Source organism: Pseudomonas sp. R32 (assembly GCF_009866705.1).
Classification (GTDB): Bacteria; Pseudomonadota; Gammaproteobacteria; order Pseudomonadales; family Pseudomonadaceae; genus Aquipseudomonas; species Aquipseudomonas donghuensis.
Map to the genome: position 1 here is coordinate 3,359,602 of NZ_CP019396.1, position 25,182 is coordinate 3,384,783.

General features: G+C 60.0%; 21 protein-coding genes, 1 tRNA gene and 4 pseudogenes. 16 read left to right on the forward strand and 10 right to left on the reverse strand.

Annotated elements, in window-relative coordinates; translation table 11 throughout:
• Positions 1 to 5 precede the first annotated feature (5 nt).
• On the reverse strand, positions 6 to 1,592 hold the full coding sequence (locus PspR32_RS15600; protein WP_232531739.1) for a RimK family protein: 1,587 nt from the start codon (positions 1,590 to 1,592) through the stop codon (positions 6 to 8).
• 92 nt (positions 1,593 to 1,684) lie between these two features.
• Between PspR32_RS15600 and rimI the strand changes: the two genes are divergently transcribed.
• The 3 genes and pseudogenes from rimI to PspR32_RS15615 all read left to right on the forward strand — a co-directional run bounded on the left by rimI (position 1,685) and on the right by PspR32_RS15615 (position 4,166).
• A complete protein-coding gene (gene rimI, locus PspR32_RS15605) occupies positions 1,685 to 2,794 on the forward strand; it encodes a ribosomal protein S18-alanine N-acetyltransferase (RefSeq protein WP_159389393.1) in 1,110 nt (369 codons plus the stop codon).
• Positions 2,795 to 3,210: 416 nt separating this feature from the next.
• Positions 3,211 to 3,384, forward strand: a pseudogene (locus PspR32_RS15610) (DUF2388 domain-containing protein); the annotation flags it as partial.
• A 356-nt stretch (positions 3,385 to 3,740) separates the two neighbouring features.
• Complete coding sequence (locus PspR32_RS15615; protein ID WP_159388839.1) at positions 3,741 to 4,166, forward strand: hypothetical protein; 426 nt, start codon at positions 3,741 to 3,743, stop codon at positions 4,164 to 4,166.
• Positions 4,167 to 4,190: 24 nt separating this feature from the next.
• Here the strand turns inward: PspR32_RS15615 and PspR32_RS15620 are convergent.
• Positions 4,191 to 4,613, reverse strand: a pseudogene (locus PspR32_RS15620) (IS5 family transposase); the annotation flags it as partial.
• Positions 4,614 to 4,791: 178 nt separating this feature from the next.
• A complete protein-coding gene (locus PspR32_RS15625) occupies positions 4,792 to 5,448 on the reverse strand; it encodes a Bax inhibitor-1 family protein (protein ID WP_010223969.1) in 657 nt (218 codons plus the stop codon).
• 455 nt (positions 5,449 to 5,903) lie between these two features.
• Here PspR32_RS15625 and PspR32_RS15630 point away from each other — a divergent pair, with 455 nt between their 5' ends.
• From PspR32_RS15630 to PspR32_RS15655, 6 genes and pseudogenes are all read left to right on the forward strand, one after another.
• A complete protein-coding gene (locus PspR32_RS15630) occupies positions 5,904 to 6,149 on the forward strand; it encodes a hypothetical protein (protein ID WP_159388840.1) in 246 nt (81 codons plus the stop codon).
• A gap of 160 nt (positions 6,150 to 6,309) precedes the next feature.
• Positions 6,310 to 7,350, forward strand: a complete 1,041-nt coding sequence (locus PspR32_RS15635; protein WP_159388841.1) for a fimbrial protein — start codon at positions 6,310 to 6,312, stop codon at positions 7,348 to 7,350.
• Between the two features lie 307 nt (positions 7,351 to 7,657).
• A pseudogene (locus tag PspR32_RS15640) lies at positions 7,658 to 7,861 on the forward strand (GNAT family N-acetyltransferase); the annotation flags it as partial.
• Between the two features lie 178 nt (positions 7,862 to 8,039).
• Positions 8,040 to 8,525, forward strand: a complete 486-nt coding sequence (locus PspR32_RS15645; RefSeq protein WP_159388842.1) for a cell division protein — start codon at positions 8,040 to 8,042, stop codon at positions 8,523 to 8,525.
• On the forward strand, positions 8,518 to 9,960 hold the full coding sequence (locus tag PspR32_RS15650) for a TIGR01777 family oxidoreductase (protein WP_010223976.1): 1,443 nt from the start codon (positions 8,518 to 8,520) through the stop codon (positions 9,958 to 9,960). Before PspR32_RS15645 ends, PspR32_RS15650 begins: the two co-directional genes overlap by 8 nt.
• Before the next feature lie 9 nt (positions 9,961 to 9,969).
• Positions 9,970 to 12,420 (forward strand): PEP-utilizing enzyme, encoded by a 2,451-nt coding sequence (locus PspR32_RS15655; RefSeq protein ID WP_159388843.1) that lies wholly within the window; start codon positions 9,970 to 9,972, stop codon positions 12,418 to 12,420.
• A 66-nt stretch (positions 12,421 to 12,486) separates the two neighbouring features.
• On the opposite strand, the pseudogene PspR32_RS26400 reads toward PspR32_RS15655, so the two are convergent.
• The 3 genes and pseudogenes from PspR32_RS26400 to PspR32_RS15665 form a co-directional block, all read right to left on the reverse strand.
• Positions 12,487 to 12,636 (reverse strand): annotated as a pseudogene (locus PspR32_RS26400) (lysis protein); the annotation flags it as partial.
• A gap of 266 nt (positions 12,637 to 12,902) precedes the next feature.
• The gene (locus PspR32_RS26285; protein WP_198421645.1) at positions 12,903 to 13,388 is read right to left on the reverse strand and encodes a tail fiber protein; all 486 of its coding nucleotides are present in this window, start codon (positions 13,386 to 13,388) and stop codon (positions 12,903 to 12,905) included.
• Positions 13,389 to 13,484: 96 nt separating this feature from the next.
• Entirely contained in the window at positions 13,485 to 13,688 is a 204-nt protein-coding gene (locus tag PspR32_RS15665; protein WP_159388844.1) for a hypothetical protein, read from the reverse strand.
• 47 nt (positions 13,689 to 13,735) lie between these two features.
• On the opposite strand from PspR32_RS15665, the gene PspR32_RS15670 reads away from it, so the two are divergent.
• Complete coding sequence (locus PspR32_RS15670; RefSeq protein WP_442966883.1) at positions 13,736 to 13,975, forward strand: hypothetical protein; 240 nt, start codon at positions 13,736 to 13,738, stop codon at positions 13,973 to 13,975.
• A 96-nt stretch (positions 13,976 to 14,071) separates the two neighbouring features.
• Here the strand turns inward: PspR32_RS15670 and PspR32_RS15675 are convergent.
• Positions 14,072 to 14,145: transfer RNA gene (locus tag PspR32_RS15675), tRNA-Cys, on the reverse strand.
• 308 nt (positions 14,146 to 14,453) lie between these two features.
• Between PspR32_RS15675 and alkB the strand changes: the two genes are divergently transcribed.
• From alkB to PspR32_RS15690, 3 genes are all read left to right on the forward strand, one after another.
• Positions 14,454 to 15,110, forward strand: coding sequence for a DNA oxidative demethylase AlkB (gene alkB / locus PspR32_RS15680; RefSeq protein WP_159388845.1), 657 nt, complete (start codon positions 14,454 to 14,456; stop codon positions 15,108 to 15,110).
• A 106-nt stretch (positions 15,111 to 15,216) separates the two neighbouring features.
• Positions 15,217 to 16,494: a bifunctional O-acetylhomoserine aminocarboxypropyltransferase/cysteine synthase gene (locus PspR32_RS15685; protein ID WP_100783214.1), complete on the forward strand. Its 1,278-nt coding sequence runs from the start codon at positions 15,217 to 15,219 to the stop codon at positions 16,492 to 16,494.
• Positions 16,491 to 17,072 carry a class I SAM-dependent methyltransferase gene (locus tag PspR32_RS15690; RefSeq protein WP_100783215.1) on the forward strand — a complete coding sequence of 194 codons (582 nt, stop codon included), beginning with the start codon at positions 16,491 to 16,493 and terminating at the stop codon, positions 17,070 to 17,072. Before PspR32_RS15685 ends, PspR32_RS15690 begins: the two co-directional genes overlap by 4 nt.
• 25 nt (positions 17,073 to 17,097) lie before the next feature.
• Here the strand turns inward: PspR32_RS15690 and PspR32_RS15695 are convergent, their stop codons facing one another.
• The gene (locus tag PspR32_RS15695; RefSeq protein WP_159388846.1) at positions 17,098 to 18,948 is read right to left on the reverse strand and encodes a polyurethane esterase; all 1,851 of its coding nucleotides are present in this window, start codon (positions 18,946 to 18,948) and stop codon (positions 17,098 to 17,100) included.
• 250 nt (positions 18,949 to 19,198) lie between these two features.
• Between PspR32_RS15695 and PspR32_RS15700 the strand changes: the two genes are divergently transcribed.
• Positions 19,199 to 21,139 carry a DNA topoisomerase III gene (locus PspR32_RS15700; protein WP_036994754.1) on the forward strand — a complete coding sequence of 647 codons (1,941 nt, stop codon included), beginning with the start codon at positions 19,199 to 19,201 and terminating at the stop codon, positions 21,137 to 21,139.
• Between the two features lie 156 nt (positions 21,140 to 21,295).
• Here the strand turns inward: PspR32_RS15700 and PspR32_RS15705 are convergent, their stop codons facing one another.
• Positions 21,296 to 22,120, reverse strand: a complete 825-nt coding sequence (locus tag PspR32_RS15705) for a class I SAM-dependent methyltransferase (protein ID WP_010223992.1) — start codon at positions 22,118 to 22,120, stop codon at positions 21,296 to 21,298.
• A 98-nt stretch (positions 22,121 to 22,218) separates the two neighbouring features.
• Between PspR32_RS15705 and PspR32_RS15710 the strand changes: the two genes are divergently transcribed.
• Together PspR32_RS15710 and PspR32_RS15715 are read left to right on the forward strand one after the other, a co-directional pair.
• Positions 22,219 to 22,611, forward strand: coding sequence for a VOC family protein (locus PspR32_RS15710; protein WP_010223993.1), 393 nt, complete (start codon positions 22,219 to 22,221; stop codon positions 22,609 to 22,611).
• Between the two features lie 13 nt (positions 22,612 to 22,624).
• On the forward strand, positions 22,625 to 23,002 hold the full coding sequence (locus PspR32_RS15715) for a GFA family protein (RefSeq protein ID WP_036994751.1): 378 nt from the start codon (positions 22,625 to 22,627) through the stop codon (positions 23,000 to 23,002).
• A 12-nt stretch (positions 23,003 to 23,014) separates the two neighbouring features.
• Here the strand turns inward: PspR32_RS15715 and PspR32_RS15720 are convergent, their stop codons facing one another.
• The gene (locus tag PspR32_RS15720; protein ID WP_010223997.1) at positions 23,015 to 25,108 is read right to left on the reverse strand and encodes a TonB-dependent siderophore receptor; all 2,094 of its coding nucleotides are present in this window, start codon (positions 25,106 to 25,108) and stop codon (positions 23,015 to 23,017) included.
• Positions 25,109 to 25,182: the final 74 nt, after the last annotated feature.

The following is a 25,182-nucleotide window of genomic DNA, read 5'->3' on the forward strand; positions in this document are numbered from 1 at the left end:
CGCCTCTACCAGACCTGGCCGCGGCGCTTGTGTTCCAACCGGCGCACGAACTCTTCCAGCACCAGGGTGTACAGGTCGTCCTGCAAATAAGCGTCCTCGATGCCAGCGTCCAGATTGGGGTTATCGTTCACTTCGATGACCACCACTTTGTCTCCCGCTTGCTTGAGGTCGACACCATACAAACCGTCGCCAATCAGGCCGGCGGTTTTTACCGCCAGCTCTACCACTGCTCGAGGTACTTCGTGGACGGGCAACGTGCGGCATTCACCAATAACGTCGGCGCCACTGGCCTTGTGGTTGAAGATCTGCCAATGGCCTTTCGACATGAAGTACTGGCAGGCAAAGATCGGCTTACGATTGAGAATACCGATGCGCCAGTCGTACTCGGTATAGAGGTACTCCTGAGCCAGGAGCAGCACCGAGTGCTCGAAGAGTTCAGCCGTAGCCCGCAGCAGCTGATCCTGGTTCTCCACTTTGATTACGCCACGGGAAAAGCAGCCATCGGGGATTTTCACGACCAGCGGGAAACCCAGGCGCTCTCCCACGTGCTGCAGTTCCTGGAGGTTGTCCTTGTAGAGAATCTCGCTGGCCGGCATAGCCAGTTTGTTGCTGCGCAACAGGTCAGTCAGGTAGACCTTGTTGGTGCACCGCAGGATCGAGGTTGGATCGTCCATCACCACCAGCCCTTCGCTCTCGGCTTTTTTAGCGAAGCGGTAGGTATGATTGTCGACGCTGGTGGTTTCACGAATCAGCAGTGCATCATATTCGGCCAAGCGCGAGTAGTCTTTCTTCTCGATCATCTCGACATCGATGCCCATGCCGCGGCCTACCCGCACGAAACTTTCCAGCGCCTTGGCATTCGAGGGCGGTAATGTTTCGTCGGGGTCATGCAAGATGGCCAGATCGTAGCGCGCCATGCGCCTGGACCGGGGGACACGCCAGATTTTACGACTGAACCCATCCAGTGCATTGGCAAACTGATCTTCCTGATCTTCACGCAGCTTGTGCATTGACCCGGCTTTTACTCCAGCGATATGCCAGCCATTCGCCTTGCGGAATTCGACCAGTAATATCGGACAGGGAAACGCCTCAAACAGCTGACGGGCAATGGACTGCAACGGTTCCAGGTGTGTCCAGCCAAAGTAAAGACTCAAGGTAAAACCTTCAGCGCTGGCATATACATTATTATTTAAATTTTTCTCCAGGGTCTTTTCCACGTCGTCCAGGGCCAAGCCATAGAGCGACTTGCGGGTGAGCTCACTGATGGTCTTGACCGACGGTATTACTGTGTGACCTCTCGCCTCGGCCAAAAGCGAACAGTAATAACCATGCCCAAGGTACTTGTAACTGCGACATAGGTTAATGACCTGCACGCGCTTGCTTGGCTCGCGATCCCGCGGCCGTTCCAGGTATTCCTGGGCGCTCACCAGGTCTTCACTGGGAAAGTACTTACTCCAATCTTCCTTACGCTCAACAATAATAACAAGTTGACTTGAACTCTTGCTTTCAATTGCGCCACGCGGTTGACTGACTATTGCCGACTCAACACGTTTACCCAATACTGCGCGCAAACCTGACGGTGCTATTGTCATTTCAAGTGCCTAACGAAGACCAAGTGCTTATCTATTAAGCATGGAAAATTAAAAAAGTCTCGCTCCCTTACGAAAGTTTTACGGTGATCTATATGGAATTTATATTTCGCACCGCCTGCGCCCAAGACCTGCCCTCGTTACTGTCGTTGGAGAACCAGTGTTTCGAGCATGACCGGCTATCGCCTCGAAGCTTTCAATGGATGATCAGCCGTGCACACGCCAGCCTGATCGTCGCTCAGGCCGAGGGGCAGTTGATGGGTTACGCCTTGCTGTTGTTTCATCGTGGAACATCCCTGGCGCGCCTCTACTCCATCGCCATTTCGCCCACCGCTCGCGGTCAAGGGCTGGGTAAGCGGTTGCTGGCTGAAGCGGAGCAAAACGCGCGCAGTTTCGACTGTGCCTACGTGCGTCTTGAGGTCCGTCACGACAACAAGACGGCGATCAGCCTTTATGAAGGCGTAGGCTATCGACGCTTCGCGGTGATCAACGACTACTACCAGGATCATGCTGACGCCCTGCGCTATGAGAAACGCATCATTGAACAGCCTTCCGGCAATGCGCGGCGGGTGCCTTACTATCAGCAGACCACCGACTTTACCTGTGGCCCGGCATGCCTATTGATGGCCATGGCCGCACTGCAACCCGGGCGGGCGCTGGACAGACGTGAAGAGGTTCAGCTGTGGCGCGAAGCAACCACGGTGTTCATGACCTCGGGGCATGGTGGCTGCAGCCCCCAGGGGCTCGCATTGGCGGCCTGGCGCAGGAATTTTCGGGTGACTTTGCAGGTGAGTGTCGACGGCCCGCTGTTCCTCAATGGCGTACGCAGTGAGAACAAAAAAGCAGTGATCCGCCTGGTGCATGAGGAACTCTGCACAGCGCTTCAGAGTAGCGACGTGGTGCAGGTACAGAGCAAGAAAATCGACATCGCGGGTCTATTGGCGGCGGGCGGTCAGCCGCTGGTGCTGATCAGTTGCTTTCGCATGACCCGCAGCAAAGCACCACACTGGGTGCTGGTGACAGGATGCGACGAAGACTTTGTTTACCTGCATGATCCGGATATCGACCATAGCCGGCATCGCCACGTCCTGGATTGCCAGCACCTCCCGGTAACCCACCAAGAGTTTCAGCGCATGAGTCTTTTCGGCGGTAATAAGTTGCGCGCGGCAGTCGTGCTTTATCCCCGCCCGGCCGGTGGAGTGTGATCGAACAGGCTAGCAGCCGCTTGAATTCCCGAGAAAAGCAGGATCGATTATCCGCGCAATGGCTTGCGCAAATGCCTGCGGATGTTCAAAACTGGGGCAGCTCGCTGGAGGCACAAAGCCACTACACCAGCGACCAGCTCAGTGACTGGCTTCCCCTCCACACTGGATGCCCGGACAGGAAGACAGTAGATTCAATCTCTGAAGGATGCTTCTCACCCATGGAGTGGATTTTTGCGCAAGCTGATTGTTGTATTTATGCTCGGTTTTCCGTGCAGTTTTCCCGTAATCGCTGGTGATGGTGGCGTCAGAGTGTCAGGCATGGGGGCGGTTGTTTCAGCGACTTTTGTTGTGACTTTTTCCCCCTTTACGCTTACTCAAGAGATCGACGAAAGCACCCAGGGTAGTCACAAGGGGGGGACCAGAAAATTCTTGCCGCTCGCAATGATGCTGCAGCTTTTGTCGCGAGTGATGGGTATATCCGAGGCGCGAGCCTGGAGGCAGCATTCGAGGTGTTGCGTACTCAGAATCAAGTGGGCACAGTCAGCGACATCGAGCTAGCTCAAGCCGTTTTGATTTACGAGTTTCGCTAGCATAAAAGCGTTTCGACCACTGGTGACGAGCCCGGCCCCACGCTGGGCTTTTTGCATTTGGCTGCCCGGCCAGGTCCTCGCTACAGTCACCCATTTTAAAGGAGGGATCATAGGCGAGTCTTGATTGGGGCAGTGGCAGTGACGTTGCAGGCAGGCTGCGCAATGTGCATGAAAAGCTTAAGTTGGCGTGTGCCAGGTCCAAGGCAGGGAGGGAGGCAGAGTAGCGACGTCGCCCCGCAGTACTGGATCATCCATACCTATACTCTCTCTGGGCACGAAGAGGGAAGGACATGCGGAGGCCGTCAAATGAGACTTGGAAGCAACTAAGATCAACCTCCGTTGTTCTGGGAGGGATCATGCTAGTCGTGCTCATGGTCGTCATCAGCAGGTCCTATGGATATCGTGGGGCCGACATTGAAGTCATGCGAGGAGTGGCGGTCCATCAAACGACTGGTAATCATCCCAAGATCACCCTCCGGGACCTGGACTCGGGAAGACTTAAACAGCTCGACTCCAAACTGCTCCGTCCGTCGGACCTGTTTAGAAAAGCCCAAGGCAAAGAGATCGAACTGTCGTTCGTCGGTAGCAGCATTCTGCATTGCAAAGTGGAAGGCGTGGACCTCTGTTCTCCCATGTGCCTCTCAGGCAACGAATGCGAGGAGTGGGCCTCTGCCAAGGAAACCCGTAAAGCTCGACTCTTTGTCTTCATGTGGCTCACCGCCGCTGTGGTTTCCCATGTAATGCTGATGATGAATAGCAGGAGGCACCCGCGATCTCTATGACCGCACGGGCCTTCCATTTGGTCCCTAGGCACTGTACGAAAAGTAATGTCGCAAACACCGCATGGCACAAGCTAACGAGACCATCGCTGCGTAGCTTTTCGCGAGCTTGTCGAAGCGTGTGACGATCCGTCGGTTCTCTTTCAGCCAGCCGAACATGCGCTCGATGATGTTGCGTTGTCGATATTTCGGCCGATCAAACAAGCGAGGCAAGCCGGGCTTGGGTTTGCGTTTCATCGATCGCAGAGGGATTACCGGTTGCATCCGGTAACGGTCACCGTAGCCCTTGTCAGCCAAAAGCCAGCGACAGCGTTTGCGAGGGCGACCGCGCAAACTGGGGACATAGGCTTCATCGAACAGGGGCTGAGCGTACGAGATGTCACTGGCCTGTCCGCCCGAAAGCAGAAAGCGCAGCGGTACGCCATTGGCGTCGCAAAGCATATGAATCTTGCGCCGGGGCTGTTCAAAGAGATCAGCAACCAGCTCCCAGGCTGCATCGGGGATTTCGTACCGCTGACCATCGGGGCCTCCTGCCTTCGATGGGCGCGAACTCTACCGAATATCAGTGTTCAGGTGCGGCGACAGCGGTTTCAAAGGCTGGGATTTTGTGCCGTAGCAGCTGCGCAACTCACTTCTTGGACATGATCCGCAAGATCCGCAGGAACAGATTGATGATGTCCAGATACAGCGATGCGGCACTGTCGATCGCATTGTCCACGGTACGCTCGATCTGGTTCGCACGTCCCCAGTCCACCCCGATATACCCACAGAAGATCGCTGCAACGATCCAATCCATCGCCGCCAGACGGGTGCCGAACAACCAGGCTTGCCCCAACTCGACGACTATCGCAACCACCAGGGCGATAAACAGCGACGCTTCGATGCGTTTGAAGAAGGCGGGAAACGCGGTACCCAGCAGCATCATGCCCACGGTCAGCAAGGCGGTCGTTTGCACGGCTTTAATAATGTTTTGATGCGAATAGTCCGGGAGGACAATGACAAGCAGCAAGCCTATCGGAACCACGATCAGGTTGTAGCCGAGAAAGCTGTACAGCGGTTTCTCAGACTTGAATATGATGGCGACACCCGTCAGCGTAGTGATCATGTAACCGGCCATGAAGAGCAGCATGGGGATAGCCTGAATAACGTCGGCCGGCACAGTGGTTACCAGGTACCAGTTGACGGCAAAGCCCCACAGCAGCACTGCACCGAGGATGAGATTGTAGGCGTTGGCCGAAATCTGATGGTTGGTTCCGACCCGGTTGAAAGTTTGGTTTTCCAGCATGTCCGTTATGCTCCCTGGATACTGTCTCTGTGAATGCTGCCCGGAATGACGTGCGTTCAATGCCACCTGGCTGAGCCGCTACTGTTACTCGAGATCGATGCCCCACGCAGGAGCCGCCAGCGCAAGCGCGAGTTCGATGGCTCGGAGCGTGGTGATATTACGATGCCAGGTACGCTCTGACAGCAAGCGTGATGGTAACCGTAATCATCTGCAAAATGGACTAAGAAATGGCACTTCGGCTTAGGCCGCAAAATTTCAGCGTTTGAGGGGTGAGGTGACGATTGGGTTTCTGGGGATTTCGTACAGAGCCTAGTAGCTAGATGGTTGCTCGCCAACCAGGAGAGGAATGCCGCCCAAGGCCTAGCGCTTGTGGCAAAAATGAGAATCGTCTGATTTCGAATTCGAGGTGGCGTAGGTAGTTTCACCAATCCATTTTGAATTAGTACGAATTAGCAATGAACTTACACAATTCGGAATTAACGCCAAGCAAGCAAGCAAGCAAGCAAGCAAGCAAGCAAGCAAGCAAGCAAGCAAGCAAGCAAGCAAGCAAGCAAGCAAGCAAGCAAGCAAGCAAGCAAGCAAGCAAGCAAGCAAGCAAGCAAGCAAGCAAGCAAGCAAGCAAGCAAGCAAGCAAGCAAGCAAGCAAGCAAGCAAGCAAGCAAGCAAGCAAGCAAGCAAGCAAGCAAGCAATTATAAGCTAAAAATAAGTATTGCCGCAAGTGTTTTTACTGCACTTTCTGGATACACTACTGCTTCGCAGCATGATATAAAACAAAACTATTCTAACGAGCACTACTACAACAAATTAAAAGCCGAAAACCCTGATTATCACTGGGAATTTATTGAGAGGTCATACAACCAATGACGCTCAATAAGAATTTTAATTTACAAGAATCTCAAAATTCAAACCATCTCTTTAAAAATGGAAATCCCGTCAGGCTAAACCGCTTATTGCAAGCACTTATATTTCAAAGTATTAGCTTTAATGCGATGGCGGCTTGCAGCCTTGTCACAGGGCACAGCGCAGCCACCCTAACGGTAAGCGTACCCTCAACTTTGCCTTTCCCGCGAGACACTCCAGACAACACTGTCCTTTATGAGTCAGGGGGTGCCAACGCTACAGGGCCGTCGTTCACGTGCACTACGGATACAAGGTGGGGTGTAAAAAACAAACTAGGCACAGACTCCCCCACGAGCAAAACCTTTCCGATCGGTGACACGGGCATCTCATGGCAGTGGATATATAATGGCACTCCAGTATCCGGCGACGGAGGAGCGTCAGTACTTAATGGCGGCGAAACCTATGGATTCGCTAATACGACACATGCGCTTCGCCTGCTGAAAACAGGAACAGTCAAAAACAACACTACGATTTCTGCAGGAGAAATCGGAAGTTTAAAAGCAGGCACAATTTATCCAATCAGCTTGAAAATCAGCAACGAGTTGAAATTCATAGCTCAATCCTGTGAAACTCCAGACGTTAACGTCGAAATGGGGCAATACGATCTTGGTATTTTCTCCGAAATCGGTGATACCTCAAAAGCAACGTCCTTCAACATCCTGCTTAACAACTGTCCAAGCGGGATAAAAAAGGTCATGTACACCTTAGCGCCGAATCCAACCACCCCAGCCTGGAATGCCGCCCTGGGAATCATAGAGCTCAACAAGAGCTCTACTGCACAAGGTATTGCATTACAAATACTGGACAGCAATCAAACTCCTCTAGAACTTAACAAAGATTACGTATTCAGCGACTACACCTCTACAGGCGGGAGTTTCCGGATACCACTGAGCGTACGATATTATCGAACACTTCCAGCAAGCAGCGGAGGCAAGAATGATTTAGGGGTAAGACCTGGAACGGCCAACAGCGAGGTGTCATTCGTTATGAGCTATCTATGAACCCTCGGTCACCAGGCGTGCAGGATGCTGCAGGACCTCCAAGCGATCGTAGCTGGTATTCGGTAACAGCCTGGTACTGCGACTCAGCCTCCAGCCCCAGGCGCTCGACTTTCTTTGCTGACTGACCGGCACCCTGAGCAGCGTGGTAACGTCGCTGCGCATCGATGGCCTATTGTATCAGCGGCTCGCCCGCCTCGATAACTCCCGCCAGGGTCTTCTTCACATTCTGCCGCTCCGGTCATTTGGTCAAAGCAGTATAGGCCAGCGGCGATTCGAGCTTCGCTACTCACCGCTCAGGGAGAGCGACATGTCTGTAGAGATCCAGCGTTCGGAAAATGCAACTGAAGCAGACCGGTTAGGCATTTTGTCTCCACTACTGGCCCATAATCTGGCCAACGGTGGGGACGACGCCCATGAAACATTGGCCCTGTTGCTACGGGACCCTGACAGTAACGAAGATATAGGCGGCCTGTACGGCAAGGTCTCATATCAATGGCTGCTCATTGATCTTGGCCCGATAGCGGCTTCATAGCGGACCACAATCGGCCAATTTCAGCCAAATGCTGACCGGCAGCTTTGGGTTGTGGATTCAACTGGTCGCTGCAGGATCAGCGATGGGCTGAACATCCTCGGTTGACCTGCAACCTCCGGTACACTGCTCACCGTCAAGGAAATCGACAGGACACGGAATGCCATCTTCACACTCTTCATCCCTAACCAGTCGGCGCCGCTTCTGGGTGCGCTGGCTCCAGGCTGCCGCCCTGGCGCATTTGCTGGTAGGTGTCGGGCTGACGTGGGCTGGCCACAGCCTGCTGCTGAACGACTATCAACTGAGTATCGAGCAGGCCTTCTGGGGCCAGGCTGCACCCGTACCCGCACGCAACCAACAGGTCTGGTGGCTGGCCCTGTTCGGCGCCACCCTGCAAAGCTACTCGCTGTACATGCTCGGCCTCATCCACCTGGGTGATCGCCTTCGCAGCCACCAGGCCTGGGCCTGGCTGATTGCCGGCATTGTGCTTTGGGCACCTCAGGATGCCCTGATTTCGCTACAGGTGGGTATCTGGTCGCATCTGGTTGTCGACGGTGTGGCCCTCCTGGTCCTGATTCCACCACTGCTCTGGCTGTATCGCCATGACCGCTCTGTTTCCACTGTAAAAGGACTTGAACGTGGCTGAACTGCCTACACTGCACTGGGCCATTATCTTGCTGCTGTTCCAAGGGTTTCTTGGGGCGCTCGACACTCTCTACCATCATGAACTGACCGTGGCCCTGCCCCAGCGCCATAGTGCACGCCTGGAGTTGGCGATCCACGCAGTACGCTCGTGCTTCTACGGGGTCCTGTTCCTGGGCATTGCGCACGTTGCCTTTCAGGGGGGATGGGCCATTGTCGTTGCGGTGCTGTTTACCCTGGAAATCGGCTTAACCTTATGGGATTTCGTGGTCGAGGACCGTAGCCGCAAGCTACCGGCGATCGAGCGCATCATGCATACGGTACTGGCAATCAACGCCGGTGCCTTTTTCGCCCTGTATGGCATGCAGCTACTGGAGTGGTCGCACCTGCCCAGCGGCTTGGTGGCAATCGATCTCGGCTGGCAAGGCTGGGTACTGACGCTGTTTGCCGTTGGCGTCACGGCTTCGGGTGTCCGCGATGGCCTGGCGGCGCTGCGCATGCAACGCAAGGGCCTACCGCCCAACCTCTTTGCAGGGGCAGCCTACAAGCAGGTGCTGGTCACCGGCGGCACCGGTTTCATTGGCGAAGCGCTGGTCAACCAACTGCTTGATGCCGGTCACACCGTCACCGTGCTGGCCCGAGATCCGCTGCGCGCAGCCTACCTGTTCGATGGCCGGGCCCGGTGCGTGCGCGAACTGGGCAAGCTCGGCCATGGCGAACGATTCGATGTAGTGATCAACCTGGCCGGCGCGCCGGTCGCCGGGCCGCGCTGGTCACCGCGGCGCCAGGCCCAATTGCTCGCCAGCCGGGTCGCCACCACCGAGGCGCTGCTGGGCTGGATGAGACATGCCACCCACAAGCCGGCGCTATGGATCCAGGCCTCAGCCATTGGCTACTACGGCGTGCGCGATGGCAGTGAACAGCTGGACGAAAACGCCAGCAAGGGTGAAGGCTTCATGGCCAAGCTCTGCGCCCACTGGGAGGCCGCGGCCAGGCCCGCCACCGAACTGGGGGTACGCCAGGTTGTACTGCGCCTGGGTGTGGTGTTCGGCCCCGGTGGAGCACTACCTGCGCTGCTGATGCCGTTGCGCCTGGGCTTTGGCGGGCGCATGGGCGATGGTCGGCAGATCATGAGCTGGGTGCACCGCGACGATGTGCTGCAGGTGATGGCACGGGCCATGGACGACACCTCGATGAACGGCACATACAACCTGGTCGCCCCCGAGCCCGTCAGCCAAGCCGAGTTCGTCGCGGCCGCCGGTACGCTGCTCAAGCGTCCGGTATGGCTACATGTTCCGGCAGCGCCGGTACGCCTGATCGCCGGCGAGATGGCCGAGCTGTTCTTCGACGGCCAGCGCGTGCAGCCGACCCGGCTGCAACAAGCCGGCCACCGCTTCCAGTACCCAACCCTGGACAGCGCGCTGCGCGACCTGGCCTGAGGAGCATCAATGAACAAGCCCTTGATGTACCTGTTGGCTGGCAATGGCAGTGCCGCCGACTGGTGGGACGATGCGCTCGCGCATTTTCGCCATTACCGGGTACAGGCCCTGGAGCTGCCTGGTTTTGGTGATAACCCACAGCCGCCCTGCACGGACCTGTCAGGCTATGCTCAGGCACTGCTGGAGATGACCGAGCCTGGCCAGGAAATCATGGCCGTGGGGGTGAATGCGCTTATCGTGCTGCATGCTTTGCAGCGCCGCCCGGGGCACTTTGCCCGCAGCGTGCTGCTGGCGCCGGTCGGGGCGTTTCTCTGGCAGCGTCGTCTGCCGGCCCTCATGTCGCCCCTGCCGCTGCGCAAGACCATCCACTGGCTGCTCGGCCACAAGCCACAATGGTTCGCCCGCAAGTTTTCCCAACACCGCTGGAGCGCTGCGCAATACCGCCGTATGGGCGCCGGCTATACCCGATGCAGGGCCTTCATGCCCTATTGGGACCAACTGCGCGCCGACACAGCCCTGACGCTGCTGGAGTGGATCACCGACCCCATCGAGCTGGTCTGGGGCGATCAGGACCAGATGCTCGGCATTGCCCAGGCAGCAGCCTGGTCGGCAATCCTGGCCCGCGCCGACCTGCGCATCAGCCTGCAACCAGGCTGGGGGCACTATCCCTGGATCGACGCACCCAGCGCATTCGCGACCTGGTTGGAATCAGGGGCGCAAGGCTTCGTCGCCCACACCAAGGGCGGTCGCTTGCGCCTGGCCGAGCTTGCCGGACAACCAGTCCCCCAGGCGTTGACCATTGAGCATGAGAGCGACCCCCGCCTGGCGCAGTTGCTCGCCGGCACTGCGCACATGACTTGGGCCGTACGCTCCTCCAGCTATGGCGAAGACCAGGCCGATGCGGCCAATGCCGGCCTGAGCACCACGTACCTGCGGGTAACGGCTAGCGACGTTGCAGCCCGGGTAAAGCAGCTGCGCGTTGCGGGTGTCGAAGAGGTCGTGGTGCAGCGCTTCATTACTCCCAAGCTCTCGGGTATCGCTTTTGTTCGCCATCTTGCGGTGGAACTGGAGTGGGTCGAGGGGCATCTGGAATCGCTCGCCGATGGCCAGGCCACGCCAGAGCGGGCAACCCTTTCGCGCCTGGGTTCAGCGTGGGAAAGCGGGCAGTTTCGGAACCTGCACGGGCTCGACGCAACCGCGCTATGGGGCTTCCTGCAAGGGGTGCTCAAGGTGTTCCATTATGTGCCCGGCGATGTCGAATGGGCCTGGGACGGCCAACAGCTCTGGCTGCTGCAGTATCGACCGATCAGCGAGCATGGCTGGCGACGCCACCTGACCGCGGCGAACATTGCCGAGATCCTGCCGCCACAGCCCAGCTGCTTTGTCGAATATGCCCAGCGCCGCGCAGCCGCAAGTATCCCGGCGATCATGGCACGTTGGGACTGCCGCATTCTGGAAGACAACGAACCCTTTACCGCTGTATTCGCTGGCGCCTCCTACATCAACAACGACTTGTTCCTGGCCCGCCTGGCAGACTGGGGCGTATCGGCCGCAAGCTATGCAGGCGAAGTAGGTGGCGCCACCCCGGTTCTGCCTTGGCGACCGCTGCGCCTGCTGCGCTCGCTGCCGCTGTTCTGGCGCATGCAGCGCATAGCCCGAGGGCACCTGCATACCCTGGAGTCGGGGCTGCGCCGCTTTGATGATGAACTGACGCAGCTCAAGGCCGACGGCGCCAATGGCCAGCAATTGGCAGATTGGTTCAGCCGCTTCTATGTCTTCGTCGTGCAGGGCAACCTGTGCATCGCCACCGCACTGGCCAGTAGTGGCGGCACCCTGTTCGGGCGCCCGCCAACCGCCTATGACGACCTGGGCTTCAGCCCGCATCGCCTGCCTTGGGAAACCGACCCAGGCACCCCACGCCCCAGCCATGCCGAACTGCCCCTGCAACCGCTGCCACTCTGGCCCAGGCCCATCGCGATGGCCCACCGCCTTGGCTTTCCGGGGCTTCGGGGGTACTACCTGCAGGTGCGCGAATGGTACCGGGACAACCTGATGCGTATCTTCTTCCGGGTGCACCACGCGATGCCAAGAGCCGAGCGTGCACGCTGGTTCGCACCACACCCTGAAGTGCGCAACCGCGCGGGCAGCTTCTGGCAAGATGGCCGCGAGGGCCTTGAGCAGGCTGCCGGCTTCATGATCTATCCCGGCTACGTGCGGGGCATTCTCGGCCAGGATATCCTTTTTGAGGACAGCCTCGACCCGGGGCGGCATGCCCAATATCAGCAGGCTAGCGCGGTGATCGCACGAATGGGTGGGCGGTTGTCCCACGGTTCAACCCTGCTGCGCGAGTTGCGCAAACCATCGGCGGTGCTGCCGCAGGTAGATAATGGATGGCTGGGCCGCGAGGTGGTTTATTGCGACGGGGAGTTGCGATTATCGCACCCTGATAACCAGTCGTGATGCAGTTTAAGAATTGTGGACCCCCAGCCATTGAAAGCAGCCATCTGCGTTTGCTTGTTTTACTGCTCACTGCCCGATGTTTCGGACGTGGGCCTGGCACGCCCGCAAGGTAATTAAGCCTTGGTCGCCGGCATCGGCGATGGCGGCATTTCGTTGAGCAGCCGCAGGGGCAAGTTCGCCTCGCGTGGCGCCATGAACCACGCCGCAGGTGTCGGACTATTCAATGGAGTGAGCGCGCCGGTCCACCAAGCGATCGGAGCTAGTACTCGGTGACAGCCTCGATAATTCCCGCCAGAGTCCTCTTCACGCTGCTGCTCCGGTTATTTGACCAGAGCAGTATAGGACGCCTCGAACGCCAGGCCTGCTATTCGGGCTCGGTCATACGCTTTCGCCAGTTCTCTCGTGCGAGCAGTTCGGAGAGCACAAGGGCGGCATAGTGGGAGTACACCGCCGGAGATATGAGAGTTTTAAAAGCGAGAAACTCAATACTTGATCAGTGCAAGTAGCGCAATATTGCGTGGCCGAGCGACGCCTGAGTAACCGCGGTCGCCGGCGAGACCCGGTAATGCATAATTGACTGTCGCATCGACTCCACCGACGGTAACAGTCGGGTAATCAGTGGTCGAGTACGGGTCTACACCCATCGCTACTTGCGATGCTGCACCAGAGTTTTGTGTGGTTGAAGCACTCCAGATGCCGTTGGCTTTATTGTCAGTGGTATCGTAGGGGTGCAGGGTGCCCTTTTGCGACGATCCAAATGCACGCCCAGCATCTATCCCCCTGCCGTCATCAAAGCCGCGGATGAACTCGCCTCGCAAGTCAGGCAATACGAATGTGGTCGAACCGTCCCCAGCACCATAGGTCGCTCCAATTGCCGCAAAGAGCGCAGAAAACGTGCTACGTGAAACCTCAGCGCCATCTGCTTTGAGCCAACCCGCAGGAACGGAATTGGCAGCCGAAAATTTCACATCACCCGCGCAGCTCCCGAAGCGATGGAGATCTGACCCAAGGTTACCGCGTGCTGGCTACGTGTTGCATTGGCGACCTGCTGTGCACCGCCGTCGCTACTTGATCAACACCCAACACAAAGCGCCGCCGTTGAGCATAGGGCCAATATGCGAGACCAGCGTGACATTGCCGCCAGCAACGATCTCGTCACCCTGCAGCAGTTGCCCACCCAAGCCATAAATCGGAGCCGCTGCGAGCCCATCAGGGGCATAGGTAGCATCGGCCGGGTTGGTCATCGTGGCGCGAAAATACTGAACCATCCCCGCTTTTCATCGTCAATGAGCATGGCAAGCGGATGAGCTGGCCAATGTTGCGCAACCGGTGGGCCGACGCACGCGAGGCCGCGAGGTTGAAAGCAGAGCTGGAGAAGAAGCCTGACCTTACCAATCGAATAGCCCAGTTCCAGTTCAGGGACATCCGACCGAAAGCGGCATCTGAGATCAACGATCTGAGCGATGCGAGCGTGCTGCTCGGCCACTCGAAAGAGGGAATCACCGAGCGCGCTTACCGTCGCGTCGGGGCCATCGCCAAGCCCTGCAAAGGGTGAAATTTCGGAACTCAATGCCTGAAGTATCGGAACTCCAACCTTTTCCGACCCACAAAGAAAAACCCCGCAGACGTTAATCTGCGGGGCTTTCAATAATGGAGGCCGAGGTCGGAATCGAACCGGCGTAGACGGATTTGCAATCCGGAGCATAACCACTTTGCTACTCGGCCTCAAATGCCCGAGACCCTGAAACTGCGATCTCAAACATATACAACTCTTTAAGGAAACAACTTACTAAAACCGCTATCTCCTTGAAAACGCTAGGCTTTTTAAGTGCCTCGTTTTCGATGGACGCAATTATGTACTCATTCCCCCGCTCTGGCAACCCCTTGAATTCAAAAAGTTTATTTTTTTCTTCGAGGGGCCCTGGGCACCCTGAAGTGCGGGCTTTGCGCGCAACAAACAGGGGGACGGCACAGGTGCCAAAGCGCGTTACTATACAGTCTCTGCACCCAGCCCGCTGCCTGAATCGCCGCTTATGATGCAAACCGAACTGGACCTGTTCAACCCCGCCAACCCCGCCGAGCCACAGTGGATCGGCAAGCAGGCGGTAGTGTTGCCCGGGCTTGCCCTGGCCAGGCTCGACGCCCTGCTACCTGAGCTGCGCCAGATCATCGCCTGCGCGCCTTTGCGGCATATGGTCACTCCCGGTGGCCTGAACATGGCCGTGGGTTTGACCAACTGCGGGACACTGGGCTGGATCAGTGATCGGCGCGGTTATCGCTACAGCCCGGTCGATCCACTCAGCCAACAACCCTGGCCGGCATTGCCAACCGTATTCAGCGAACTGGCCGCCCTCGCCGCTTCGGCCGCAGGCTTTGCCGACTTCCAGCCGGACGCTTGCCTGGTCAACTGTTATCAGCCGGGCAATCGCTTGAGCCTGCATCAAGACCGCGATGAACGCGACTACAGCCAACCGATCGTCTCGGTTTCGCTGGGTTTGCCGGCGGTGTTTCAGTTCGGTGGCCACAGCCGCAACGCGCCCAGCCAACGCATCGGCCTGCGCCATGGCGATGTGATGGTCTGGGGCGGTGAGGATCGCCTGCGCTTTCATGGGGTGCTGCCTCTCAAACCGGGCAACCATCCCGTGCTGGGCAGCCGGCGCATCAACCTGACCTTGCGCAAGGCGGGCTAGAGAGAACGCTATCGCGGGGCCAGCCTGCTCCCATGGACCTTGACCGTCACTCGCTCCGCGCTCCATGCTCTAGCCCCTTCCCCCCCGACTTTCAAGGAACGATTGCATGAAGCTGGAAACCCTGGCCATCCACGCGGGCTTCAGCCCCGACCCGACCACCAAGGCCGTCGCGGTACCGATCTACCAGACCACCTCTTTTGCCTTCGACGACACCCAGCACGGTGCCGACCTGTTCGACCTGAAAGTCGCCGGCAACATCTATAGCCGGATCATGAACCCCACCAATGATGTGCTCGAGCAACGCATGGCGGCGCTGGAAGGCGGCGTCGGTGCCCTGGCCGTGGCCTCGGGCATGGCCGCGATCACCTACGCGATCCAGACCGTGGCCGAAGCCGGCGACAATATCGTCTCGGTGGCCAAGCTCTACGGCGGCACCTACAACCTGCTGGCCCATACCCTGCCACGCTTTGGTATCCAGACCCGCTTTGCCGCCCATGACGACATCGCCGCCCTCGAAGCGCTGATCGACAGCCGCACCAAAGCAGTGTTCTGCGAGTCGATCGGCAACCCGGCGGGCAATATCGTCGACCTGCAAGCCCTGGCCGATGCCGCGCACCGCCATGGCGTACCGCTGATCGTCGACAATACCGTGGCCACGCCGATTCTCTGCCGCCCGTTCGAACACGGCGCCGATATCGTCGTGCACTCGCTGACCAAGTACATCGGCGGCCACGGCACCAGCATCGGCGGCATTGTCATCGACTCGGGCAAGTTCCCCTGGGCCGAAAACAAAGAGCGCTTCGCCCTGCTCAATACCCCCGACCCTTCGTACCATGGCGTGACCTACACCGAAGCCTTTGGCCCGGCCGCCTTTATCGGCCGCTGCCGGGTGGTGCCGCTGCGCAATACTGGCGCGGCGCTGTCGCCATTCAACGCCTTCCTGATCCTGCAAGGCCTGGAAACATTGGCCCTGCGCATGGAGCGTCACACCGAGAACGCACTCAAGGTCGCCCACTACCTGCAGAACCATGAGCAAGTCGCCTGGGTGAAGTACGCCGGCCTGCCTGATCACCCCGAACATGACCTGGCCCGGCGCTACACCGAAGGCAAGCCGGCCTCGATCCTGTCGTTCGGGATCAAGGGCGGCCAGGAGGCCGGCGCGCGCTTTATCGATGCACTGCAGTTGGTGGTGCGCCTGGTGAATATCGGCGACGCCAAGTCGCTGGCCTGCCACCCCGCCTCCACCACCCACCGCCAGCTCAACGACGAAGAACTGGAGCGCGCCGGCGTGCCACGGGACATGGTGCGCCTGTCGATCGGCATTGAGCACAGCGATGACATCATTGCCGACCTGAGCCAGGCCCTGGAGGCCAGTCGCGGATGATCCAGTCCGACTACTACGCAGCCTCACGCGAGGCTGCGGTGTACCCGCACCTGCGTCAGGCAGTTGAGCTGGTCGCCATCGATGCAGGCACCATTGCCGTGGATGTCGGTTGCGGCGCGGGCCGCAACACGCGGTTCTTGCTGGAGCGCGGGTTTGTCGTGCACGCCTACGACAACAACCCCGAGGCCCTGGAGTATGTGCGCGACTTGGCCGATAAGCCGCAACTGTTTACCGCCTGCAGCAGCTTTGAAACTTTCGACTACCCCCAGGCGGCGTTGATCACCGCCAGTTCCTGCCTGTTTTTCTGTCGGCCGGAACACTTCGCAGAGGCCTGGCGCCGGATCGTTCAGGCGTTACGCCCGGGCGGGATATTCTGCGGGCACTTCATGGGGCCGATGGACTCCTGGGTACAGCTTGAGCGTCGCGACCTGAGCGTGCATGACCGTGCACAGACCGAGCAACTGTTCGACAGCTTCGAGTTGCTCGATCTTTATGAGCACAACCAGCCCGGCAAGACGTTGCTGGGCCGCAGCAAACACTGGCACACCTACTCGGTGCTGGCCCGCAAGACCGCTTAAGGCTTGCCGGCCAGCAGCGGTTCACTCAGGCGATGACGATCTGCGCCGCGCTCAGGCTATCTGCCGACACCCCCACCAGGGTCACGCTGTCAGCGCCAAAACGCAGTACGGTATCGTTACCCTCCTGGCTCAGGTGCTGGCGAAAGTCCGGTTGCGCGGTGCCGCCATCAACGCCGATGAACAGCAGACGGTCATCACTGCTAAAGCCTTGAACCTGATCCTGGCCAAAGTGGCCGCTGAACAGGAAGGTATCCTGACCGCCGCCTGAAACCAGCACATCGTTACCAGCGCCGCCGACGAACACATCGTTGCCACGCCCGCCCTGCAAGTGGTCATTGCCGTCCAGGCCAAACAACCAGTCACCCTGGGCGCTCGCGGTCAGGCTGTCATTAGCCGCCGTGCCGTTCTGGCTCGTAGCATAGGCGTGCAGCTTGCCACTGCTGAGCACACCCTGCGGGTCGATCTGGTGGCTGACCTCCTTGCTGAAGAGCACCAGGCTCGACTCCTTGCTGACCAGCGTCTCGACCTGGTTGACCAGGCTGATGCCGCCCGCTGCGTCGCGCAGGTACAGGGTGCCGTTGCCATCGCGGGCGATATCGAAACTGCCAAGGGCCTGGCCGAGTTTCAGGGTGTCGTGCCCGGCGCCGCCGTCGATCAGGTTGTAGCCGCCGTCGTCACGGAAGGTGTCATTGCCGCCGCGCCCTTCCAGGTAGTCATTGCCATGCCCGCCATGAATCAGGTCGCCGGCTTCGGAGCCGATGATGAAGGTACTGCCCGTGTGCGTCTCGGCATTGCGGTTCAGGTCCTCGACCCAGGTCGAGCCACGGGTAACGTCGGAGAGGTTGCTGACGACGATGGTCGAGTCCTTGGCCGTCCAGGCGTAGAACTTCGAATCCAGCACCCGGCCCAGGCCGTCACCGTACGCCGTAGGCAAATGCGACAACCAGGTGGCGATATTGCCGATCGAATACGGCAGCAGGTTCCAGGCATCGGAGGCGTAATGGTCATTGAAGTTGACGATGTTGTCGGTGCTCGAAGGCTTGGCGCCGTCGTGCACGCCGACGGTTGCCCAGTCGAAACTCGAGCCATTGAGGGCGCGGAACACCGGGTCGTTCTCGTAGCCGATATTCAGCACCTTGCCGCTGTCACTGGCCTGGGTCGGTGAGGCAAAGGCTACGTAACGGGCATCCTCATAAAAGCCCCCCCACTTGTCGTGACTGAGCTCAGCCAGGCTGTTGACGCCCAGGCCGCCAAGGCTGTGGCCACTGACGGTGATATCGGCGCCTTTGAGGCCATTGGCCTTGGCAAAGGCGGCGACATCGTCGAACAATCGGCCAAAGGCATTGGCGGCGTAATTTTTTGCGTAGCCGTCCGGGCCAATGGCGGCCATCAGGTCGTTGATGGCATCGGCGATGGTATCGCCCACCAAGCTTTCCCGTGGCCCGCTGGTACCGCGAAAGGCAATGCCCAGCCCGCTCAACTGGCCGGCGGCGTCATACTTGCCGAGGATCTCGACCTGGGCACTGGTGTAGCCGGCGGTTTCGCCGTGGAAGGTTCCGCGAAAATCCGTGCTGCCCTGATAGCCCAGTTGCTTGGCGCTGATCGGCGTCCAGCCCGCGGCCTTTACAGCGGCCAGGGCCTGGGCTTCGGAGTCGGGGTTCCAGGGGATGCCCGGGATCGCGCCCTGGCTGTCGGTGCCGCCAATCAGTGCCTTGACCAAGGTGGCGGGCAAGCCCAGACCAAAACCGTTCTGCTGGTAACCAACGGCAAAACCGTTGTCGAGGCCGTGATAGGCATAGAGGGTCAAGGCCATGGCGTCGCTGTACAGCGCCTTGGAAGCGGCGCTGTCGAGGTTGCGATAATCGAAAACAGGCATGGGGGTACATCCTTGTGCAGTTGGCAGAAAGCCCTGGCGACATCGTCCATTGACACACCCGAGGGCAGGTCAAACGCTGCCACAAGGGCAATTCTCCCGTCCACGGTCACGTCGAGGGCAAGCTGGCCAAATGCGAGGAGTTTTCGTTACCAGGGCGGCAACACCAAGCTGTATATCCATACAGATAAAGCTTGCCACGCCTATCAATCCTGCGCATCCTATGGCCTTCACCAGCCATAGATCGAACGGCATGCGCCTGTTTCTCTGCGAAAAGCCTTCCCAGGCCAAAGACATCGCCAAGGTGCTCGGCGCCAACCGCCGCGGCGACGGCTGCTGGGTCGGCACCGATGTCACGGTCACCTGGTGCATCGGCCACCTGCTGGAAACCGCTCCGCCCGACAGCTACGACGCGCGCTACAAGCGCTGGGTGTTGGCCGACCTGCCGATCGTGCCCGAGAAGTGGAAAATGCTGGTCAAGCCCAAGACCGCCAGCCAGTTCAAGGCGGTTAAACGCCTGCTCGGCGAGGCCCGCGAACTGGTGATCGCCACCGACGCCGACCGCGAAGGCGAGATGATCGCCCGTGAGCTGGTCGAGCATTGCCGCTACCGGGGGCCGATCAGCCGGCTATGGCTGTCGGCGCTCGACGACGCGTCCATCCGCAAGGCCCTGGCGACGCTCAAGCCCGGTAGCGAAACCTTCAGCCTTTACCATTCGGCCCTGGGGCGCTCGCGAGCCGACTGGCTGATCGGCATGAACATGAGCCGGCTGTTCACCCTGCTCGGCCGTCAGTCCGGTTACCAGGGTGTATTGCCGGTAGGCCGGGTACAAACGCCGACATTGCGTCTGGTGGTCGATCGCGACCGCAGTATTGCCGACTTCGTGCCGGTGGCCTACTGGGCCATCGACGTGCAGCTACGCAGCGCTGGCGAGCAGTTCACTGCACAGTGGCGGGCACCGGAGGACGCCTGCGACGACCAGGCCCGCTGCCTGAACCAGGCCCTGGCCCAGCAGGCCGCTGCGGCCATCGGTGCGGCCAGCAGTGCCCGGGTAATGAACGTCGCCACCGAGCGGGTTCGCGAAGCGGCGCCGCTGCCCTTCGACCTCGGCACCCTGCAGGAGCTGTGCTCGAAAAAACTCGGCCTCGGCGCCCAGGAGACCCTGGACATCGCCCAGGCACTGTACGAAACCCACAAGCTGATCACCTACCCGCGCAGCGACTGCGGTTACCTGCCATTGAGCCAGCACAGCGAGGCAGCGGCCATTCTCGCCGCCTTGCAGCGTGCCGATGCCAGCCTTGCGCCCTTGCAACCGTACCTGCAAGCGCAACGCCGTTCACGGGCCTGGAACGACGCCAAGGTCAGCGCCCACCACGGCATCATTCCCACTGCGGCGGCCAGCGACCCGTCGCGTTTGCCGGCCAGGCACAAGGCAGTCTATACGCTGATCCGTGCCCGCTACCTGGCGCAGTTCCTGCCCAACCACGAGTACGATCGCACCCAGGCCGAGTTCGATTGCGCAGGCCAGGCATTACGTGCGGTGGGCAAGCAGATTGTCGAGCCAGGCTGGCGCCGCGCCCTGCCTGAGGCCCTGACGCCTGGCAAAGGCCGCGAAGCGCCGGTGGCTCAGGTGCTGCCGCTGCTGCGTGAAGGGCAGGATTGTGCCGTGGCCGGGGTCAACCTCAAAGACTTGTGGACCCAGCCGCCCAAGCCGTTTACCGAAGGTGACCTGATCAAGGCGATGAAAAACGTCGCCAAGCTGGTGGACGACCCGCGCCTCAAGCAAAAGCTCAAGGACACCACCGGCATCGGCACCGAAGCCACCCGTGCCGGGATTATCCAGGGCCTGCTCGATCGCGGTTACCTGGTCAAGAACGGCAAGGCCCTGAGTGCCACCCCGGCGGCCTTCAGCCTGATCGACGCGGTGCCGCGGGCGATTGCCGACCCGGGCACCACGGCGATCTGGGAACAGGCGCTGGACATGGTGCAAAGCGGCGAGATGAGCCTGGAGGACTTCGTCGCCAAGCAGTCGGCGTGGATGAGCAAGCAGGTCGAGCGCTGCGCCGGCATGCGCCTGACCATCAGCGGCCCGGCCACCCCGGCCGGGCGTGGTGCTGCGCCGTGGAAGAAAAAACGCAAAAGCAGCGCAGCGGCGGGCAAGCGAACGCGCAAGCCGAAGGCGGCAGCGCAGTGAGGCTGCCGGCCTCATCGCTGGCAAGGCCAGCGCCCACAGGTCCGGCGTACACAAGTCCTCTCCCACAACAAACACTTGCTCCCACACGATCGGCGTCTACCAAGCCATTGTGGGAGCCAGTCTTGCCGGCGATGAGGCCCTCAAGGTCCGCAGCCGTTAGCCCCGCTTGACCGCCTGCAAGGTGTAACTCAGCGGCAAGCGCCAGCGATCCTTGTTCAGCGACCACTCACCTGCCCCGTCTTGGCTCATCTGCCCCGGCAGCGCCTCCCAGGGAATGCTGTCATGCTCCACCAGCGCGGTGAGCTGCAGCCCATGTTTGAGCAAGGCACTGATGATCTCGCCCAAGCCGTGGTTCCACTCATGGGTAACCGTTTGCTCAAGCAACCTGTCGGTCTCGACATACGTCTGGCCGCTGTCCCACACCGTCGGCGCCTCGCGCTCGAAGTACGGGTACTCGATCACCAACTGGTCCTGATGATCTTCGTTCACCGCCAGCAGCATCGGGTGACCTTCACGCAGGAACAGCCGTCCACCCGGCTTGAGCAGCGCCGCCACGGTACGCGCCCAACGCTCGATGCTCGGCAACCAGATCAACGCGCCGATGCCGGTGTACACCAGGTCGAACGACGCCGGCGCCAGCACCTGGTCGGCGGCGTACACATCCGACTCGACATAGTCGATCCTGGCCCCACAGCGTTCAGCCAAGGCCCGCGCCTGAGCCAAGGACTGCGCAGAAAAATCCAGCCCGCTGACCTCGGCCCCCAAACGCGATAGCGACAACGTGTCGGTTCCGATATGACACTGCAAGTGCACCGCCCGCAGGCCACGGATATCGCCCAGGCGCGGCAAGTCGAAACGTACCACTTCAGACAGGTGCGCAGGGTCGGCGACGAATGTGTCTACTTCATAGTCTTTGGATGCCGCGTGCAATGGCGCACGCTCATCCCAGTTGCGGCGGTTGAGTTCGATCGGGTCGGTCATCAGGGCTCTCCTTTGCAGCCACAACCTTAGCGACGTACCCAAGCCGCCGGCAAGTGCTGTATAAACCGCCCACGTCCTCTTCAATCAAGGAAGCATTGATGAAACTCGGATACACCATCGTCTACGTCCCGGATGTCGCCGCCTCGCTGGCATTCTTCGAACAGGCCTTCGGCCTGGGCCGGCGCTTTCTCCATGAGTCCGGCGACTATGGCGAGCTGGACACCGGCGCCACCACCCTCGCCTTCGCCTCATTGGCCCTGGGCAACAGCCACTTTCCGGGCGGTGTGCTGGCAGCCAGCGAATCGGCAAAACCGCTGGGCATGGAAATCGCCCTGGTCACCGACGATGTCGCTAGCGCCCATGCCCGCGCCGTGGCTGCCGGCGCCATCGAGCTGAAAACCCCCGAAGCCAAGCCCTGGGGGCAAACACTGTCGTATGTGCGCTGCCCCGATGGCACCCTGGTGGAGCTGTGCACGCCGGTTGGCAACTAGCCCGGAGATAACCATGGACGTTGAAACCTACAGCGGTGGCTGCCTGTGCGGGGCGATCCGCTTTGAAGCCACAGGACCGGTACTGAACCCCCACTGCTGCTCGTGCAAATGGTGCCAGCGCCATACCGGCGCGCTGACAGCCACCTGGGTAGAATTTGCCCGCGAGCAGGTTCGCTGGATCGGCCCGGCAGGCGCTCCGGCCACCTTTCGCTCCTCGGACTATTCCCGCCGCGCCTTCTGCCCCACCTGCGGCAGCTCGCTGGGTGCCATCGATGATGAGCCTACAGTGGCCCTGCTGCTGGGTAGCTTCGACAGCAACCAGCATCAGGCCCTGGCGCCGACCGCGCATTCATTCAACGACCAGTTGCCGCGCTGGTGGTGCGTGCAATAACGCACTGCCGATTTACAGCGCCAGGCTCAGGCTGACCATCAGATTGCGCGGCTCCCCAGGCAGGTTCCACGCCGCGTTGTAGCCGCGCTCGTAGTACTTGCGATCGAACAGGTTGTTCAGGTTCAGGCCCACCGTGGCCTGTTCGCTGACCTTGTAGTGGGCCAGCAGGTCGACAGTGCTGTAGCTCGGCAGGCGAAAGCTGCTGCCGGCCTGGCCGGAGCGCTCGCCGACATAGTTGGCCGCAGCGCCAATGTCCGAACCGAGCAAGGGCCCGCTCTGGAACTCATACACCGCCATCAGGCTACCGCTGTGCCGGGGGATGCCCAGCAGGTCGCTGCCCTTGGGCAAGGCGGCATCGCCCTTGGTCACTTCGGCATCGATATAGGCATAGGCACCGATCACCCGCACCGCGTCGCTGAGCTGGCCACTGAACTGTAGGTCAACACCCTGGCTGCGCGCCTTGCCGGCGGCGATGCTGTCACCGAAGGCATCGGTGGTGATGACGTTTTCCTTGTCGATCTGGAACAGCGCGATGGTTGCCCCCAGACGGCTGTCGAACAGGTCGAGCTTGAGCCCGGTTTCATAGCCCAGGCCCTTCTCCGGCTTGTAGATCTGGCCCTGGGTGCCGATGCTGTTGGGCTTGAACGAAGTCGAGGCATTGGCGAACACACCGACTTCAGGTGTGAGCTGGTACAGCAAGCCCACACGCGGCGTGGCAACGTCCTTTTCCTGGCGGTTGCTGACCTGCGTAGTGCGGTTCTGCGCGGTCTGCTCGATGTGCTCCAGGCGCACGCCCAGCAGGCCGCGCAAACGCTCGGTAAAGGCAATCTGGTCCTGCAAATTGAGCGCGTAGCTTTCAGTGTGCTCGAAGAAGTCATTGGGGTTGATCAGCGGCGGTTTCGCCTGGCCGTACACCGGATTGTAGATGTCCAGGCCATAGCCGAGCGAGGTGGCGCTCTGCGGGTACTTCTGGCTGTTGCGGTAGTTCTCGTACTCCAGGCCGATCAGGCTCTGGTGCTCCCAGCCGGCGAACTGGAACTGGCCATGCAGTTCGGCCTGGGTGATGTTGTCGTTCCACTCGAAATCGCGCTCGCGGTAGAAGCGGCTGATGGTGCTGCCGACCACCCGCGACGGCTCCGAGCTGTTGCCCTTGAGCCGGCCCTGGGTGTAATGGTTGGCCAGGCGCAGTGTCCAGCTGTCGCTGAGGCTGTGTTCCAGGGTCAGGTCGAGGGTTTGGTTGTCATTGCGGATGCGCCCGTCATTGGGCTCACCGAGAAAGGTCGAACGGCTGACCGAGCCCAGCTCATTGTTGACCGCCGGGATACCACGGTCGAACACCGACTCGGTGCGCGAGAACTCGGTATCGATCGACAGCAGGGTCTCGGGGCTCAATTGCCAGCTCAGCGACGGGCTGACGATGCGCCGCTCGCTGCCGACATAATCGCGAAAGCTGCCGTTATCCTCCACCGCCATGTTCACCCGCGACAGCACCCTGCCGTCCTCGCTCAATGGCGTGTTCACGTCCAGGCTGCTGCGGTAGCGGTCCCAACTGCCGGCGCTGGCCTTGAAGCGGGTGAAGGCCTCGGCCTGCGGACGCTTGGTGACGATGTTCACCAAACCACCTGGGTCGCCGCGCCCGTACAGGCTTGCCGCCGGGCCCTTGAGCACTTCGATGCGTTCGATGTTCGAGGTGTCGGGGGCACTGTAGCTGCCGCGGTTGACGGCAAAGCCGTTCTTGTACAGCTCGCCGGTGGTGAAGCCGCGCACGCTGTAGTTGAGGAAGGTCAAGCCACCGAAGTTGTTCTGCCGGCTGACCCCGCCGGCAAAGTCCAGGGCGCGGTCGATGCGCGTGCTGTTGAGGTCCTCGAGCACCTGACTGGGCACCACGGCGATGCTTTGCGGGGTGTCGCGGATGTCAGTGTCAGTTTTGGTCGCGGTGCTCGAGCGGCTTGCGCGATAGCCTTGCACCGGGCCGGTCGCGGTTTCTTCGTAATGGCGCTCGTTGACGTTGAGGGCATCGAGTACTACGGCGTCGGCGGCAACGGCTGGCAGGGCGAGCAGCGAGGCGGACAGGCCTAGGGACAACCTTCCTACGGGGTAGTTCATGGGGGCTCCTTAAAATCATGTAATAACATAACAACTTAAGGAGAAATATAAAAGCATCGCGACGCAAGCGCTCC

Bases quoted from the DNA above. Each gene is read 5' to 3' on its own strand.
- PspR32_RS15645 (WP_159388842.1), top strand. From the start codon at position 8,040: ATGCCATCTTCACACTCTTCATCCCTAACCAGTCGGCGCCGCTTCTGG.
- PspR32_RS15695 (WP_159388846.1), bottom strand. From the start codon at position 18,948: ATGCCTGTTTTCGATTATCGCAACCTCGACAGCGCCGCTTCCAAGGCG.
- PspR32_RS15685 (WP_100783214.1), top strand. From the start codon at position 15,217: ATGAAGCTGGAAACCCTGGCCATCCACGCGGGCTTCAGCCCCGACCCG.
- rimI (WP_159389393.1), top strand. From the start codon at position 1,685: ATGGAATTTATATTTCGCACCGCCTGCGCCCAAGACCTGCCCTCGTTA.
- PspR32_RS15655 (WP_159388843.1), top strand. From the start codon at position 9,970: ATGAACAAGCCCTTGATGTACCTGTTGGCTGGCAATGGCAGTGCCGCC.
- PspR32_RS15670 (WP_442966883.1), top strand. From the start codon at position 13,736: ATGTTGCGCAACCGGTGGGCCGACGCACGCGAGGCCGCGAGGTTGAAA.
- PspR32_RS15715 (WP_036994751.1), top strand. From the start codon at position 22,625: ATGGACGTTGAAACCTACAGCGGTGGCTGCCTGTGCGGGGCGATCCGC.
- PspR32_RS15635 (WP_159388841.1), top strand. From the start codon at position 6,310: ATGACGCTCAATAAGAATTTTAATTTACAAGAATCTCAAAATTCAAAC.
- PspR32_RS15625 (WP_010223969.1), bottom strand. From the start codon at position 5,448: ATGCTGGAAAACCAAACTTTCAACCGGGTCGGAACCAACCATCAGATT.
- PspR32_RS15700 (WP_036994754.1), top strand. From the start codon at position 19,199: ATGCGCCTGTTTCTCTGCGAAAAGCCTTCCCAGGCCAAAGACATCGCC.
- alkB (WP_159388845.1), top strand. From the start codon at position 14,454: ATGATGCAAACCGAACTGGACCTGTTCAACCCCGCCAACCCCGCCGAG.
- PspR32_RS15600 (WP_232531739.1), bottom strand. From the start codon at position 1,592: ATGACAATAGCACCGTCAGGTTTGCGCGCAGTATTGGGTAAACGTGTT.
- PspR32_RS15705 (WP_010223992.1), bottom strand. From the start codon at position 22,120: ATGACCGACCCGATCGAACTCAACCGCCGCAACTGGGATGAGCGTGCG.
- PspR32_RS15710 (WP_010223993.1), top strand. From the start codon at position 22,219: ATGAAACTCGGATACACCATCGTCTACGTCCCGGATGTCGCCGCCTCG.
- PspR32_RS15615 (WP_159388839.1), top strand. From the start codon at position 3,741: ATGCTAGTCGTGCTCATGGTCGTCATCAGCAGGTCCTATGGATATCGT.
- PspR32_RS15665 (WP_159388844.1), bottom strand. From the start codon at position 13,688: ATGGTTCAGTATTTTCGCGCCACGATGACCAACCCGGCCGATGCTACC.
- PspR32_RS15720 (WP_010223997.1), bottom strand. From the start codon at position 25,108: ATGAACTACCCCGTAGGAAGGTTGTCCCTAGGCCTGTCCGCCTCGCTG.
- PspR32_RS15690 (WP_100783215.1), top strand. From the start codon at position 16,491: ATGATCCAGTCCGACTACTACGCAGCCTCACGCGAGGCTGCGGTGTAC.
- PspR32_RS15630 (WP_159388840.1), top strand. From the start codon at position 5,904: ATGAACTTACACAATTCGGAATTAACGCCAAGCAAGCAAGCAAGCAAG.